The sequence below is a fragment of the Microtetraspora sp. NBRC 13810 genome, assembly GCF_030268685.1.
GTDB lineage: Bacteria > Actinomycetota > Actinomycetes > Streptosporangiales > Streptosporangiaceae > BSRQ01.
In genome coordinates, this window is sequence record NZ_BSRQ01000014.1 from 182,481 (window position 1) to 196,277 (window position 13,797).

Sequence of the window (13,797 nt, forward strand, 5' to 3'; positions counted from 1 at the left end):
GCGGGCGTGCCAGGTTCGGGGGATGCTGAGAGACACCCTCACCGCGATCCTCCTCGCCCTGCTGCCGCCCGCCGGCGCCGCCGCGCCGCCCGCCGAGGTCACCCCGGCGGCCGTCGACGCGTACGTCGCCGCCTACCGCGAGGCGACCGGGCTGCCCGGAGTGGCGGTGGCGATCACCAAGGGGACCGCGATCGTGCACGCCGCCGGGTACGGCGAGACGGCCACCGGCGAACCGGTGACGGCGGACACCCCCATGGCCGTCGCCTCGGTCAGCAAGTCGTTCACCTCGCTGGCGGTCATGCAACTGGTGGAGAAGGGCACGGTCGACCTCGACCGGCCGGTGCGCGGCTACCTGCCGGAGTTCCGGATGGCGGACCCGCGAGCGATGAAGATCACCGTGCGCCAGCTTCTCAACCAGACGTCCGGCATGGCGGGCACCGCCTTCCACGAGAAGAGCCTGCCCCAGCCCGGCACCCTGGAAGGCGCCGTCCGCCGCCTGAGGACGGCGCACCTCCTGCCCGCGCGAAGCGTCGCCGAGATGCGCACCCCCTCCCCGCAGAACCCCGGGTACGCCCTCGGCTGGTCGCTCGGCGAGACCCCGCACGGCACCCGCGTCGTGGGGCACGGCGGCGACCTGACGGCAGCCTCGCGGTCACCGTCGTCGGGCCGCCGGGCGGGCTGCGCACCTCGAACGTCCCGTCCAGCGCCCGCACCCGCCGTGCCAGCCCGGACAGCCCGCCGCCGGACACCGCGCCGCCGCGTCCGTCATCGGAGATCGTCACCGTCACCTCTCCCTCGTCCCCGCGCAGCGCCACCGCGATCGCGCCGGCCGCCGCGTGCTTGTTGGCGTTGGTGACAGCTTCCCGCGCCACGAAGTACAACGCCGTCTCGACCTCCTGCGCGAGCCGTTCCGGCAGCGCGCACTCCATCGACACCGGTACGGCCGAGCGTCGCGCGACCTCCTCCAGCGCGGCGCGCAGCCCCAGGGTGTCCAGCTCGGCCGGGTAGACCCGCCACGCCACGCCGCGCAGCTCCTCCAGCAGCAGCCGCGACTCCGCGTACGCCTCGTCGATCAGGGCGGGGTCGGCCGTGTGCCGCACCCGCCCCAGCAGCATCGCCAGCGCCACCCCGCGCTGCTGCACGCCGTCGTGCAGGTCCCGCTCGATCCGCCGCCGCTCGTCGTCCACCGCCCGCACGATGCCGGACCGGGAGGCGGTCAGATCGGCGATCCGCCCCTCCAGGACCGTCCGCCGGTCCGGCCCCGCGAACCGGTCGGCCAGCCGCCTTTCCACCCCCGGCAGGCCGGCGCCGCACCCGCCGGCCAGCGCCAGCGTGACCGCTCCGAGCACGAGGCCGTACGCCCAGCTGCTGCCCATCAGCCGCACCCCGGGGAACCTCAGCGTGATCAGCTCCGTGTCCCCCGACACCAGGTCCCACACCCCGCCGTGGAGCAGCAGCAGCGCGACGAACACCCCCGATACGACCCCATAACCCCCCACCACCCCGACCAGCCCCCGCACGGCCAGATAGACCCGCCCCGCCTGGTGGGTGTGGGGCGTGCCGGCGCGGTAGCCGTACCAGGTGGTCAGGCGGGCGAGCTCCCAGGCGACCAGGGTGGCGGTGCCGCGCCGTGCGCGCCCGTCGCCGACCAGCGGGGCGACGCAGACCCACCCGAGCCCCGCCAGACCGGTCGCGAGCCCCGTGAGCAGCCCGACGGCGCGCCGGAAGGGCACGGTGGCTGCTGGGGGCATGACTGGGAGTCTAGGCGGGGGAGGCGCACGATCGTTCCGCCGTGTGCCGCTGCCCTCGGCGCGGGAAAACGCGCGAGCCCTTGGTCGAACTTTGCCTATATGTGATTGTTCGAGGAACCTTTGCCCATTTAGCTTCGCTTTTATGGCTTCCATCCCCCGTGCCGGTCGGCAGACAGAAATTCTGGAGGAGCTTGCCACCCGATTGTTCGCCGCCCTCGGGTACGACGGCATCTCCCTCGGCCAGATCGCCGAAGCCGCCGGACTGGACGTCGCCGCCGTCAACGACCTCGTCGGCGGCAAACGGGAGCTTTACCTCACCGTCCTGGACCGCCTCTACCGGGCCAAATGGCAACTGCTGCTGAAGGTCGTCGAGGGCGCGAGGGAGAACCCCGAGGTCTCCGCGTACACCCTGCACCGGCTGGCGGACGGCTACCTCGACTTCTGCCTCGTCCACCCCGAGGCCGCCAGGCTGTCGACGCAGCGCATCCTCTCCGACGCCAGCGACGTGGGAGAGGTCGAACGCCAGTACATCCAGCCCCAGAACACCCTCATTCTGGACGGCCTGGCACTCGCGGTCGCCACCGGCCACGTGGACGCCACCGTGGACCTGGAGTTCCTCCTCTGGTCGATCGTCTGGAGCATCCACGACTTCTGCCAGGGCGGCATCCTCGACGACCAGGGCGTCCGCGTCAGCGACCCCTGCACCACCGACCGCTTCCGCGCCCACCTCCACCGCCTCATCCACCGCACCATGGCCCTCCCCGGCCCCCACCCCGGCCCCCACCCCGCTCTCACCCCCGAGAACCCGATGCCCCACCCCTGACCGCGGGCCCCCACACCACGGTCGCGCCGCGGCGCGAAATGGGGATGCCCGCGGGACGGGGCCGCCGATAACCTGCAGGCGACTATGGGAGGAAGCCGGTGGGACACGTCGAGGTGGGTCATCTGACCTATGTGCTGCCGGACGGGCGGCCGTTGCTGGATGACGTGTCCTTCCGGATCGGGGAGGGGATCAAGGCCGCGCTGGTCGGGCCGAACGGCGCGGGTAAGACCACGTTGATGCGGCTGATCGCGGGGGATCTGGAGCCGGTCGAGGGGAGCGTGGCGAGCTCCGGCGGGCTGGGGATCATGCGCCAGTTCATCGGCAGCATCCGGGACGGGCGTACGCTGCACGACCTGCTGCTCAGCGTCGCTCCGGCGCGGGTGCGGGCGGCGGCGGAGCGGTTGCACACCGTGGAGCTCGCGATGATGGAGCGCGAGGACGAGAAGACGCAGATGCGTTACGCCCAGGCGATCACCGACTATTCGGACGCGGGCGGCTACGACATCGAGGTGCTCTGGGACACGTGCACGGTGGCCGCGCTCGGCGTGCCGTACGAGCGGGTGAAGTACCGCGAGGTGAACACGCTGTCCGGCGGGGAGCAGAAGCGGCTGGTGCTGGAGGCGCTGCTACGCGGGCCGGACCAGACGCTGCTGCTGGACGAGCCGGACAACTACCTCGACGTGCCCGGCAAGGTGTGGCTGGAGCGGGCGCTGCGCGACACGCCCAAGACGGTGCTGCTGGTCAGCCACGACCGCCAGTTGCTCGCCAACGCCGCGGACCGGATCGTCACCGTCGAGTCGGGCAACGTGTGGGTGCACGGCGGCGGCTTCGCGGGGTACGCGGAGGCGCGCAGGGAGCGCAACGAGCGGCTCGACGAGCTGCGCCGCCGCTGGGACGAGGAGCACGCCAAGCTCAGGCGCCTGGTCACCATGCTGAAGCAGAAGGCCACCTACAACGACGGCATGGCCCCGGCCTACCACGCGGCGCAGACCCGGCTGCGCCGGTTCGAGGAGGCGGGGCCGCCCGAGGTCGCGCCCAAGGACCAGCTCATCAGCATGCGGCTGCGCGGCGGGCGCACCGCCAAGCGCGCGATCATCTGCGAGGGTCTCGAACTCACCGGCCTGATGAAGCCCTTCGACCTGGAGATCTGGTACGGCGAGCGGATCGCGGTGCTCGGGTCGAACGGCTCCGGCAAGTCGCACTTCCTGCGGCTGCTCGCCGGCGAGGACGTCCGCCACACGGGTGTGGGCAGGCTCGGCGCGCGGGTGGTGCCCGGCCATTTCGCCCAGACGCACGCCCGGCCCGACCTGCTCAAACGCACGCCGTGCGAGATCGTCATGACCGAGCACGCCCGGCTGCGGAACGAGGCGATGAAGGCGCTGGCCCGGTACGAGCTGGCCGGCGGCGTGGGGGACCAGCGGTTCGAGACGCTGTCCGGCGGGCAGCAGGCGCGCCTGCAGATCCTGCTGCTCGAACTCTCCGGCGCGACCCTGCTGCTGCTCGACGAGCCCACCGACAACCTCGACCTGGCCAGCGCGGAGGCGTTGCAGGAGGGGCTGGACGCGTTCGACGGCACGGTGGTCGCGGTCACCCACGACCGCTGGTTCGCGGCCGACTTCGACCGGTTCGTCGTCTTCGGCGCCGACGGCCGGGTCTACGAGGCGCCCGAGCCGGTCTGGGACGAGAGCAGGGTCGTCCGCGCACGCTGACCCGCCGCGCATAAAGAGTTGGTACGGCTACCGCGCGTCACCCCATGGCCGGACCTTTCCCCCGGTTGAGTATGCAAAGTGACGCAGCGTAGTCGAATTGCCGGTGTGCTCGCCCTCGGGGTGGCACTGCTCGCGGCGTGTTCCAGTGAGGAGCAGGCCACGACGCTCAAGCCGCTCTCGGTCAAGGAGCACGTCTCGTCGATATCCAAGGGCGACGAGGGTTACCTGGTGAACTGGGCCGGGGTGCTCGCCAACGGCAACCCGTACCACTTCGGTGAGCAGGTCGTGGCGACGATCGTGGCCACCGACGCCAGGGGCGCCGAGGTGGCCCGGATGGACCAGCCGCTGGACGCGGTGCCGCCCGCCGCGACGCTGGCCTTCAGCGGCAAGACGGTCGCCAAGGGGCAGCCCGCGAAGGTGACGATCAGTTACAAGCCGGCCCAGTGGCGGCTGGCGAGCAGGATCCCGTCGGCGTTCCGGCCGTTCCCGGTCACCGACATCCTCACCAAGCGGCAGAAGAACGGCGGGTATCTGGTCACCGGCCGGGTCGGCAATCCGTACCGGCAGGCGGCGAGCAGCCTGGCGGTGACGGCGTTGCTCCGCGACAAGATGGGCAAGCTGGTCGGCGGCGTGAGCACCTTCGTGGACGACGTGCACGCCGACAACCGGCGCAGGTTCATCCTCACCGCGGACCACGCGCCGCCGACCGTCGCCACGGCCGACGTGGTGGCGCGCACCTGGGGCTCGACCAGTCGCCCCTATGACGAGCTGGCCATGGGCGGCATAGCGCCGGTGCACAAGGCGAAGCCGACCACGGCGCCCTTCGTCAAGGACCGCGGCCTCCAGCCGGTGCCCGGCGTCGACACCGGCCCATGATTCGAAAAATCAGGCAAAAGCGCGAAAAATCGGGGTTAGTCGGGTAATTGGGTTTTGCTGGGTTGTTGACTTCATAGTGACAACTGTTGTCATGGTTGAGTAAAAGGTAGAACCCGGAGTTACTGACCGTTTACCATCCGTGACATGACTGACGAAGTCCTGGTCGAGGCTCTGCGCGAGCGAGATCCGAGCGCCCTCGCCGCGCTCTATGACTCGCACGCGGAGGGAATCCACAGTTTCTGCCTGTCCTCCCTGGGGGGCCTCGACAGTGCTCAGGTCGCGCTTCGGGACACGTTCATCGCCGCCGAAGCCCATATTCACGCCCTCGCCGATCCGGCGCTGCTGCGCGCGTGGCTTTACGCGCTGGCCCGGTGCGAGTGCCGGCGCCGGCGGGCGCTGTCCGGCGCCGGGCGGCGTCCCGGCGTCCCCGACCTGACCGGCCGGCCGGACGCCGACCTGCGGCTCATGGCCTGGCACGCGGTGTGGAGCCTGGCGGCCGACGACCGCGAGGTGCTCGACCTCGCCACCCGGCACGGTCTGAGCGCCGCCGAGATCGCGCTGGTCGTCGGAGCGCCCGCGCACCGCGTCGACACCGGTCACGCGGCGGCCCGCGACCACCTGCGCGACGCGGTCACCGCCGAGATCCTCGCCAGGAAGGGGCCGCACGACTGCCCGCGCCGGGCCCGCATCCTCGGCGGGCGGGAAGGCGAACTCACCCCCGCGACGCGCGAGCAGGTCATCCGGCACCTGGGCCGCTGCGAGGCGTGCTCGCCGCACCGGACCCGGCAGGTGGCCACCACCAAGGTCTTCGACCTGATGCCGCGGATCGCCGCGCCCGAGGCGCTCAGAGTCCGGGTGATGAGCTGCTTCGTCGATCCCGATCTCGTCCCCTACCGGCGGCACGTCGCCGCGCGGGTCGGCCCGCTGGACGCGGCGGGGTTCCCGATCGACCGGGCCGGCCCGGCCCGACGGTGGCCCCGGGTGCCCCGGGTGCCCCGGGTGCTGGCCGGCGCCCTGGTGGCGGGCGCCGCGCTGATCGTGGTCGCGGCGACGTACGGCCCGATGGGGGACACCCGTTCCGGCGGCGTCACGGGCATCGCGTCCGACGCGTTCCCGCCGAAGGGTGAGCCGCCGCGCATCCGCCCGCCGTGGCGGCCGGAGCCCACGCCCACCCGGGTCAGCCGGGAGATCGCCCCCCGCGGCCTCGAACGGCTGGACACCGGCGGATCGACCCTCGGGCCCTTCGCCGGCCTGCCCTTCGAGCCGGACCTCCCGCGCCTGAAGGCCAGGCCCTGGCTACGGCCCGGCGACCGCCCCACCCCGGCCGCCAAGCCGATCGCCCCGCCCGCGCCCCCGGCCGTCTCCCCGGTCCCGCCACAGGGCCCGCCCCCACATCCGGGCCCGCCCGCACACCCAGGCCCGCCCGCACACCCAGGCCCGCCCGCACGGCCGGGCCCGCCCGCGCACCCGGCGCCGATCCTCGTGCCCACCCCGCGCCCCGCGCCGCCCTCGGCGCGCCCGCACCACCCACGCCCGCCCCGCTACACACCGCCCCGCGAACGCCCCCGGCCCCACCACCCGCCGCACCACCCGCCACGCCCCCGCCCGAAACCGACCTCGAAGCCCACCGAGCCCCCGAGCCCGTCCGCCGAGCCCACCCCCGACCCGAGCCCCCAGCCCACCACGACCGTCAGGCACTCCGCCCCCCGCCGCCCGGCCCCGGCGCCCCGCAGGCCGGAGCCGAGAAGACCGCCGGACGCCCCCCACCAGAACCCACCCGGCGGCTCGCCCCCCAACCCGGCCAACCCACACCACCCGCGTCCCCCCGCCGCCCCAGGCGCGACCGACCCGTCCCAGGGCTTCCCCTCCCGCACCGACGACTGGCGCCGCGCCCCCCACCCCTGACCCGCCGCCACCCCTGACCCGCCCTATCCCTGACCCGTCGCCACCGCTATCCCCGCTCTATCCCTGACCCGCCGCCACCGCGGCACCCCTGGCCCGCCCCCACCTCTCCCAGCGCCCGCGTCAGGCGGCCCGGAAGGTAACGCACCGTAGGCGTGCCGGATTCGGGCAAATGGCGATCTCTGGGTTTACGCTGGTGGGGCAGGTGTGCATCGTGTTTCCAGTGGGAAGCATGTTGCGCAGAGTGACGATCAGTCACCGCGGCATCCGGGACCCGGCTCCTTCGGATGGCGAGCCGGGATGGGGGGAAAGGATGCGCTCCGCCAGCAACGGGCCTTCTGCGCGCCGCCGTAGGTCGGCCGCGCTGATCGGGATGGCCTGTCTCGCGATGGGCACCGTCGCCGCGCCCGCGGGCGCGGCTCCGCTGCTCCTGCGGGCGGCCGACAAGCCCCGACCGAGCGCCGAGGAGGTCGCCGAGGCGCGCCGCGACGTGCACGAGCACCAGGATCGGCTCGGTACGGCGGTCGCCAGGCTCGCCCAGGCCCGCGCCCGCCTCGACGAGCTGAACGCGGGGGCGGAGCGGCTCGTCGAGGCGTACAACGGCGAGCTGGTCCGGCTGCGGCAGGCCGAGCAGGCCCTCCAGGCGGCGACCGACCGGCTGCGCGCGGCCGACGCGCAGGTCGCGGAGGCGCGTGCGGCGGTGGCCGCGCTGGCCGCGCAGAGCTACGGCGGGGTGGACCTCTCCCAGCCCATGGTGATCATGGTGGCGTCCGGCGGCGGAGGGCTGCCCGGTTACCTGCACCAGGCGAGCACGCTGCACCATCTCAGCGCAGGCCAGGCCGAGGTGCTCAAGGAGCTGCGCGACGCCCAGACGGCGTACGGGATCCTCCAGGGCCAGACCCGGGACGCGTACGGCGAGCGGCTGGCGGTGGCCGGGCGGGCCGAGCGGGCCAAGGCGGCGGCGGAGGAGGCCGTGCTGCGGCAGCAGGCGGAGACCGGCGGGCTCAGGGAGGAGCGCGACCTGCTGGAGCGCAGGCTGACCGCGGCCCGTTCGACGGCCGACCGGCTGGCCAGGACCCGGGCCGCGTCGATGGAGCGCGCCAGGTTCCGGCGGACCAGCGCGGCGGCCTCCAAGATCGCCAAAGTGCCGAAGAGCGCGTCCTCGTCCCGGATGGGCGACGTCGCCGCCAACTGGGCGCTCACCCAGCTCGGCAAGCCCTACGTGTGGGCCGCCGACGGGCCGGACAGCTACGACTGCTCAGGGCTGACCATGCGGGCCTGGGAGCAGGTCGGCGTCCGGCTCGACCACTGGACGGGCACCCAGTGGACCTCGGGACCGCATATCCCCACCGGGGATCTGCGCCGCGGCGACCTGGTCTTCTTCGGCCGGATCACCAGCAACCCCGGGGACATTCACCACGTGGGCATCTATATCGGGCGGGGGATGATGGTGCATGCTCCGCAGACCGGAGACGTCGTGCGCATCGCGCCGATCTGGCGCAGCGACCTGGTCGGCGCGACCCGCCCGACGTGACCGGGCCGCGCCGCGCAGATCAGTGCTGGCCGCCGAAGGCCTGGGCGCGCTTGACCGATGCCTCGATCTCGGCCTCGGCCTCCACCCTGCCGACCCAGTTGGCGCCCTCGACCGACTTGCCCGGCTCCAGGTCCTTGTAGACCTCGAAGAAGTGCTGGATCTCCAGCCGGTCGAACTCCGGAACGTGGTGGATGTCCCGGATGTGCTGCATGCGAGGGTCGTTGGCCGGGACGCAGAGGACCTTGTCGTCCCCGCCCTTCTCGTCGGTCATCCGGAACATCCCCACCGCGCGGCAGGCGATCAGGCAGCCGGGGAAGGTAGGTTCCTGGAGCAGGACGAGGGCGTCGAGCGGGTCGCCGTCCTCGCCGAGGGTGTGCTCGATGAACCCGTAGTCGGCGGGGTACTGCGTCGAGGTGAACAGCAGCCGGTCAAGACGGATGCGACCGGTCTTGTGGTCCACCTCGTACTTGTTCCGTTGTCCCTTGGGAATTTCAACGACAACGTCGAACTCCACCGCGGTTCCTCCACTCAAGCCCCCGGGAACCCCCGGTCGGGCGTTAATGTCTCGTAGGCGTAGTACCTGTAAGGAGAGAGGTAGGCGACGTGGTTCGGCGTGAGCGGTGGGTGGCCCTGGTCACTCTCGCCTTGCTGCAAGTGTTCGTCATCGCCGCCGGCGCCTATCTGATCACCAACGACTTCAACCTGAGCGCGCTGACCGAGGGGCCGCCACGCCCGGTCGCGCCGGCGGAGCCGCCGCCCGTCCCCGTGGTGACCGCGGGACCAGTGCTGGCCGCGGGTGGGAACGGACCTCTCCCGACCAAGGGTACTTTGGCCGGTCGCCTCGAAGACGCGCTGGGTGACCCCGCGCTCGGCGACCGGGTGGGCGCGGCCGTCATCGACGTCTCCTCCGGCGCCGAGCTGTTCGGCTCCGCCGCCGACGCCGCCGTCACGCCCGCCTCCACCACCAAGGTGGCCACCATGGTGGCCACGCTCGCCTCGATCGGCCCGGAGGCCAGGCTGACGACCCGCGTGGTGCGCGGCCAGGCCAAGAACTCCGTGATCCTGGTGGGCGGCGGCGACCCCACCCTCCAGGGGCCCAGGGCGCCGCGCAGCCGGCCGTACCCGAGGCCGGCGTCGCTGACGGAGCTGGCCGAGAGCACGGCCGAGGCGCTCAAGGCGGCGGGCGTCACGAAGGTGACGCTCGGCTACGACGACACGCTCTACACCGGCTCGCGGCTCGCGCCGGGCTGGAAGCCGGGATACGTGCCGGAGGGCAGCGTCGCGCCGATCACCGCGCTGGCCGTCGACGAGGGCAGGGCCGACCCGGACTCCTGGACCCGGGTGTCCGACCCGTCGCGGACCGCCGCGCTCGCCTTCGCCGCGCTGCTCCGCAAGGAGGGCGTGACGGCCGGCGGGAGCGTCAGGCCGGCCAGGGCGCCCGACGGCGCGGCCGAGCTGGCCCGGGTGGAGTCGGCCCCCGTCTACGCGCTGGTGGAGCGGACCCTGACCCTGAGCGACAACGACCTGGCCGAGGCGCTGGCCAGGCAGGTGGCGCTCAAGGAGGGCCTGCCCGCCTCCTTCGAGGGCGGCGCGCAGGCGGTGCGCAGGGTGCTGGCCCGGATCGGCGCGGACAAGGGCGTGCAGACCTTCGACGGCAGCGGCCTGTCCACCAAGAACCGGATCAGCGCCGCCGCCATGGCCCGCCTGGTCGCCGTCGCGGCCTCCCCCGCCAACCCGCACCTGCACGCGGTGATCAGCGGGATGCCGGTCGCCGGGTTCACCGGCACCCTGGGTCAGCGGTTCACCGGCTCGCTCTCCCGGCCGGGCGTGGGCGTGGTCCGGGCCAAGACGGGCACCCTCAACAACGTCAACACGCTGGCGGGCCTCGCCACCACGACCGACGGGCGCCTGGTGACGTTCGCCTTCCTGGCGGACAAGGTGCCCGTCAACGCCGAGCCCGTCCTTGACCGGCTCGCCACGATCGTCTCGCGTTGCGGCTGCTGATGCGCGGCCGCCGGAAGGAGCACGTACGGTGGACGGTATGCAGGTGATCGACTGGGACCTCGCCGTCTCCACCGGAACGCGCCTGGTGCGCCCGGGCCCTCAGGTCAGCCGTGCGGAGGCCAGGCAGGCCGTCGCCGACCTTCGCAGGCTGTCCCGTGAGGCCGAGGGGCACGTGCGCGAGTTCACCAGGATCGACACCGAGACGGCGGCGCAGCCGGCCACGGTCGTCGACCGCCCCGGCTGGATCCGGGCCAACGTCGAAGGCTTCCGGGTCGTGCTGGAGCCGCTGACCGAGCGGATGTCCAACCGCGCCCAGGCGCCGGCCATCGTGGCCGCCGTGGGCTCGCGGATCACGGGCGTCGAGGTCGGCGCGCTCCTCGCGTTCCTCGCCACCCGGGTGCTCGGCCAGTACGAGCTGTTCCTGCCGCCCGACCCCTCGGGGCGGGCCGCGACCGGGCGGCTGACCCTGGTCGCCCCCAACATCGTCCACGCCGAGCGCGAGCTGGGCGTGCACGCCGGCGACTTCCGGCTGTGGGTGTGCCTGCACGAGGAGACGCACCGGGTGCAGTTCACCGGCGTGCCCTGGCTGCGGGAGTATGTCCGGTCCCAGATGACCGAGTTCCTGCTCGCCGCCGACCTCGACCTGCCGACCCTGATCGAGCGGCTGCGCTCGGCCGCCGACGCGGTGGCCGACGTCGTGCGGGGCGGCGAGGGCAGCCTGATCGACGCGATCCAGACGCCCGAGCAGAAGCAGATCCTCGACCGGCTGACCGCCGTGATGACCCTGGTCGAAGGCCACGGCGACTACGTGATGGACGCGGTGGGCCCCTCCGTGGTGCCCTCGGTGGCCGACATCCGCAACAAGTTCCAGCACCGCCGCGAGGGCGGGTCCCGCATCGACCGGACGGTGCGCAGGCTGCTCGGCCTCGACCTGAAGATGAAGCAGTACGCCGAGGGCTCGGCCTTCGTCCGCGACGTGGTCGGCCACGTGGGCATCGACGGGTTCAACAAGATCTGGGGCTCGCCGGCCACGCTGCCGACCCTGGAGGAGATCGCGGCGCCGGAGAGCTGGATCTCCCGGGTGGTCGACTCCCCGGCCCTTCCCTCGGCCAACGGCGCCGCCTCCGCCGCTTCCGCCGCCTCCGCCGACGGCGCGGGCACGGACGCCGATCCGCGTTCCGACGGGGATTCGCCGGCTCCGCCCCCGCCGCCGGCGAACTAGCGGGCCGTGGGTCCGCATCCGGCCGTCGCCGAGGTCCGCCGGGCCGTGCGCTCGGTCCTCGCCGGACTGCCGCCGGATGCCCTGGTCCTGGTCGCGTGCAGCGGCGGGGCCGACTCGCTGGCGCTGGCCGCCGGGCTCGGGTTCGTCGCGCCGCGCGCCGGGCTGCGCGCGGGGCTGGTGACCGTGGACCACGGGCTCCAGGAGGGTTCGGCGCTGCGGGCCGCCGAGGTGGCCGGGCTCGCGCCCGGTCTCGGCCTCGAACCGGCCGAGGTGCTCACGGTCGAGGTGGGCCGCGAGGGCGGGCCGGAGGCCGCGGCAAGGCAGGCGCGTTACGCCGCGCTCGACGAGGCCGCCGTCCGGCTCGGCGCCGCCGTCGTGCTGCTCGGCCACACGCTGGACGACCAGGCGGAGACCGTGCTGCTCCGGCTGGCCAGGGGCAGCGGCACCCGCTCACTGGCGGGCATGCCCGAGGTGGGCGGCGAGGGCGGCCGTTACCGCAGGCCGCTGCTGGCGCTGACCCGGGACACGACCAGGGCGGCGTGCGCGGCCCTGGACCTCAAGCCGTGGGACGATCCGCACAACACGGACCCGCGTTACGCCCGGGTGCGGGTCCGCCGCCGGCTGCTGCCGGCGCTGGAGGAGGAGCTCGGCCCGGGGATCGCCGAGGCGCTGGCCCGTACGGCGCGGCAGTGCCGGGAGGACGCGGACGCGCTCGACTCCTGGGCGGACGCGGCCTATGCGACGGCCCGGCAGGATTTCGCCTTTAGCGAACAACGGGAGTTCCAGGAGGGCGTCGCGCTGGCCGTACCGGCGCTGGCCGATCTTCCCGATGCCGTGCGGCGCCGGGTGCTGCGGCGTGCGGCGATCACCGCCGGGGCGCCCGCCGGGACACTGGCGGCGGCGCACATCCTGCAGGTAGACCGTTTGGTGACGGAGTGGCGCGGGCAAAGGGGAGCGGATCTGCCAGGTGGCGTGGCCGCCGTCCGCCGGTATGGCACCCTGATACTCGCCAGAGTGACCGGATGAAAGCGGTCATCACCGGAGCCACGTGATATCTGGTCACATCCAGTGCAACACCCACGCGAAGGAACACCCCAGGTGGACGCAGCCGACATGGGCAACGATCTGGAGAAGGTCCTCATCCCCGAGGACGAGCTCCAGGCCAAGATCAAAGAACTTGCCGGGAAGATCGACGCGGATTACGCGGGCAAGGACCTGCTGATCGTCGGCGTACTCAAGGGGGCGGTCATGGTCATGGCCGACCTGGCGAGGGCGCTGCACATACCGGTGCAGATGGACTGGATGGCGGTGTCGTCCTACGGGGCGGGCACGAGGTCCTCGGGCGTCGTGCGCGTGCTGAAGGACCTCGACACCGACATCGCGGGCCGGCACGTGCTGGTCGTCGAGGACATCATCGACTCCGGGCTGACGCTGTCCTGGCTCGTGCACAACCTCAGGTCGCGCAACCCCGCCTCGGTCGAGATCTGCGCGGCCCTGCGCAAGCCCGACGCGATCAAGGTGCCGATCGACGTGAAGTACGTGGGCTTCGACATCCCGAACGAGTTCGTGATCGGTTACGGGCTCGACTTCGCGGAGCGTTACCGCAACCTGCCCTTCATCGGCACTCTCGCGCCACACGTGTACGGAGGAGGCGAGTAAGCGCCTTCCGGCGCGCGCAAAAGTACGCCCTGGGCGAAGCGAACCCTTGAAACCCGTACATTCCTCTGCACCCGCCGGGAACATCGTCATGCCTGACGTACGTTGGTAGGGCAAGACCGGTACGTTCGGCGGTGACCCTGCCGTGCGCTCCGGTGTACCTTCAGACTTCACGAGGGTGACTAGCAGGTCGCCCTCGGGTAGTCAGTTGGAGCGGCTAGGGATGCCGCGACCCCGGGTGGGGGAGGGAGCCGAGCCGGCCACGGCGCGACCGTCACGCACGGTCACGAGGTGGGCGGCGGAGCCGACTCGCCCGGCTT

11 protein-coding genes and 1 pseudogene are annotated in these 13,797 nt (G+C 72.8%); 10 read left to right on the plus strand and 2 right to left on the minus strand.

Annotated elements, in window-relative coordinates; genetic code table 11:
• Positions 1–22: 22 nt before the first annotated feature.
• A pseudogene (locus tag QSK26_RS26455) lies at positions 23–457 on the plus strand (serine hydrolase domain-containing protein); the annotation flags it as partial.
• Here QSK26_RS26455 and QSK26_RS41885 read toward each other — a convergent pair.
• On the minus strand, positions 411–1,751 hold the full coding sequence (locus QSK26_RS41885; protein WP_502888748.1) for a sensor histidine kinase: 1,341 nt from the start codon (positions 1,749–1,751) through the stop codon (positions 411–413). The pseudogene QSK26_RS26455 and the gene QSK26_RS41885 overlap by 47 nt on opposite strands.
• A 142-nt stretch (positions 1,752–1,893) precedes the next feature.
• Between QSK26_RS41885 and QSK26_RS26465 the strand changes: the two genes are divergently transcribed.
• From QSK26_RS26465 to QSK26_RS26485, 5 genes are all read left to right on the plus strand, one after another.
• A complete protein-coding gene (locus QSK26_RS26465) occupies positions 1,894–2,574 on the plus strand; it encodes a TetR/AcrR family transcriptional regulator (RefSeq protein ID WP_285777956.1) in 681 nt (226 codons plus the stop codon).
• 98 nt (positions 2,575–2,672) lie between these two features.
• Positions 2,673–4,283: an ABC-F family ATP-binding cassette domain-containing protein gene (locus QSK26_RS26470; protein WP_285777957.1), complete on the plus strand. Its 1,611-nt coding sequence runs from the start codon at positions 2,673–2,675 to the stop codon at positions 4,281–4,283.
• 78 nt (positions 4,284–4,361) lie between these two features.
• Positions 4,362–5,159: a hypothetical protein gene (locus tag QSK26_RS26475; RefSeq protein ID WP_285777958.1), complete on the plus strand. Its 798-nt coding sequence runs from the start codon at positions 4,362–4,364 to the stop codon at positions 5,157–5,159.
• Between the two features lie 144 nt (positions 5,160–5,303).
• Positions 5,304–7,064: a hypothetical protein gene (locus tag QSK26_RS26480; protein WP_285777959.1), complete on the plus strand. Its 1,761-nt coding sequence runs from the start codon at positions 5,304–5,306 to the stop codon at positions 7,062–7,064.
• Positions 7,065–7,374: 310 nt separating this feature from the next.
• The gene (locus QSK26_RS26485; RefSeq protein ID WP_285777960.1) at positions 7,375–8,595 is read left to right on the plus strand and encodes a C40 family peptidase; all 1,221 of its coding nucleotides are present in this window, start codon (positions 7,375–7,377) and stop codon (positions 8,593–8,595) included.
• A 19-nt stretch (positions 8,596–8,614) separates the two neighbouring features.
• On the opposite strand, the gene QSK26_RS26490 is transcribed toward QSK26_RS26485, so the two are convergent.
• Positions 8,615–9,109 (minus strand): inorganic diphosphatase, encoded by a 495-nt coding sequence (locus QSK26_RS26490; RefSeq protein WP_285777961.1) that lies wholly within the window; start codon positions 9,107–9,109, stop codon positions 8,615–8,617.
• An 89-nt stretch (positions 9,110–9,198) separates the two neighbouring features.
• On the opposite strand from QSK26_RS26490, the gene dacB reads away from it, so the two are divergent.
• The 4 genes from dacB (at position 9,199) to hpt (ending at position 13,480) form a co-directional block, all read left to right on the plus strand.
• A complete protein-coding gene (gene dacB / locus QSK26_RS26495; RefSeq protein ID WP_285777962.1) occupies positions 9,199–10,599 on the plus strand; it encodes a D-alanyl-D-alanine carboxypeptidase/D-alanyl-D-alanine endopeptidase in 1,401 nt (466 codons plus the stop codon).
• Positions 10,600–10,636: 37 nt separating this feature from the next.
• Positions 10,637–11,821, plus strand: a complete 1,185-nt coding sequence (locus tag QSK26_RS26500; protein WP_285777994.1) for an Rv3626c family coenzyme F420 biosynthesis-associated protein — start codon at positions 10,637–10,639, stop codon at positions 11,819–11,821.
• A gap of 6 nt (positions 11,822–11,827) precedes the next feature.
• The gene (tilS, locus tag QSK26_RS26505) at positions 11,828–12,847 is read left to right on the plus strand and encodes a tRNA lysidine(34) synthetase TilS (protein ID WP_285777963.1); all 1,020 of its coding nucleotides are present in this window, start codon (positions 11,828–11,830) and stop codon (positions 12,845–12,847) included.
• 72 nt (positions 12,848–12,919) lie between these two features.
• A complete protein-coding gene (gene hpt / locus QSK26_RS26510; RefSeq protein ID WP_285777964.1) occupies positions 12,920–13,480 on the plus strand; it encodes a hypoxanthine phosphoribosyltransferase in 561 nt (186 codons plus the stop codon).
• Positions 13,481–13,797: the final 317 nt, after the last annotated feature.

Coding starts and splice junctions, on each gene's coding strand:
- QSK26_RS26500 (WP_285777994.1), top strand. CDS start 10,637: ATGCAGGTGATCGACTGGGACCTCGCCGTCTCCACCGGAACGCGCCTG.
- QSK26_RS26485 (WP_285777960.1), top strand. CDS start 7,375: ATGCGCTCCGCCAGCAACGGGCCTTCTGCGCGCCGCCGTAGGTCGGCC.
- QSK26_RS26465 (WP_285777956.1), top strand. CDS start 1,894: ATGGCTTCCATCCCCCGTGCCGGTCGGCAGACAGAAATTCTGGAGGAG.
- QSK26_RS41885 (WP_502888748.1), bottom strand. CDS start 1,751: ATGCCCCCAGCAGCCACCGTGCCCTTCCGGCGCGCCGTCGGGCTGCTC.
- QSK26_RS26480 (WP_285777959.1), top strand. CDS start 5,304: ATGACTGACGAAGTCCTGGTCGAGGCTCTGCGCGAGCGAGATCCGAGC.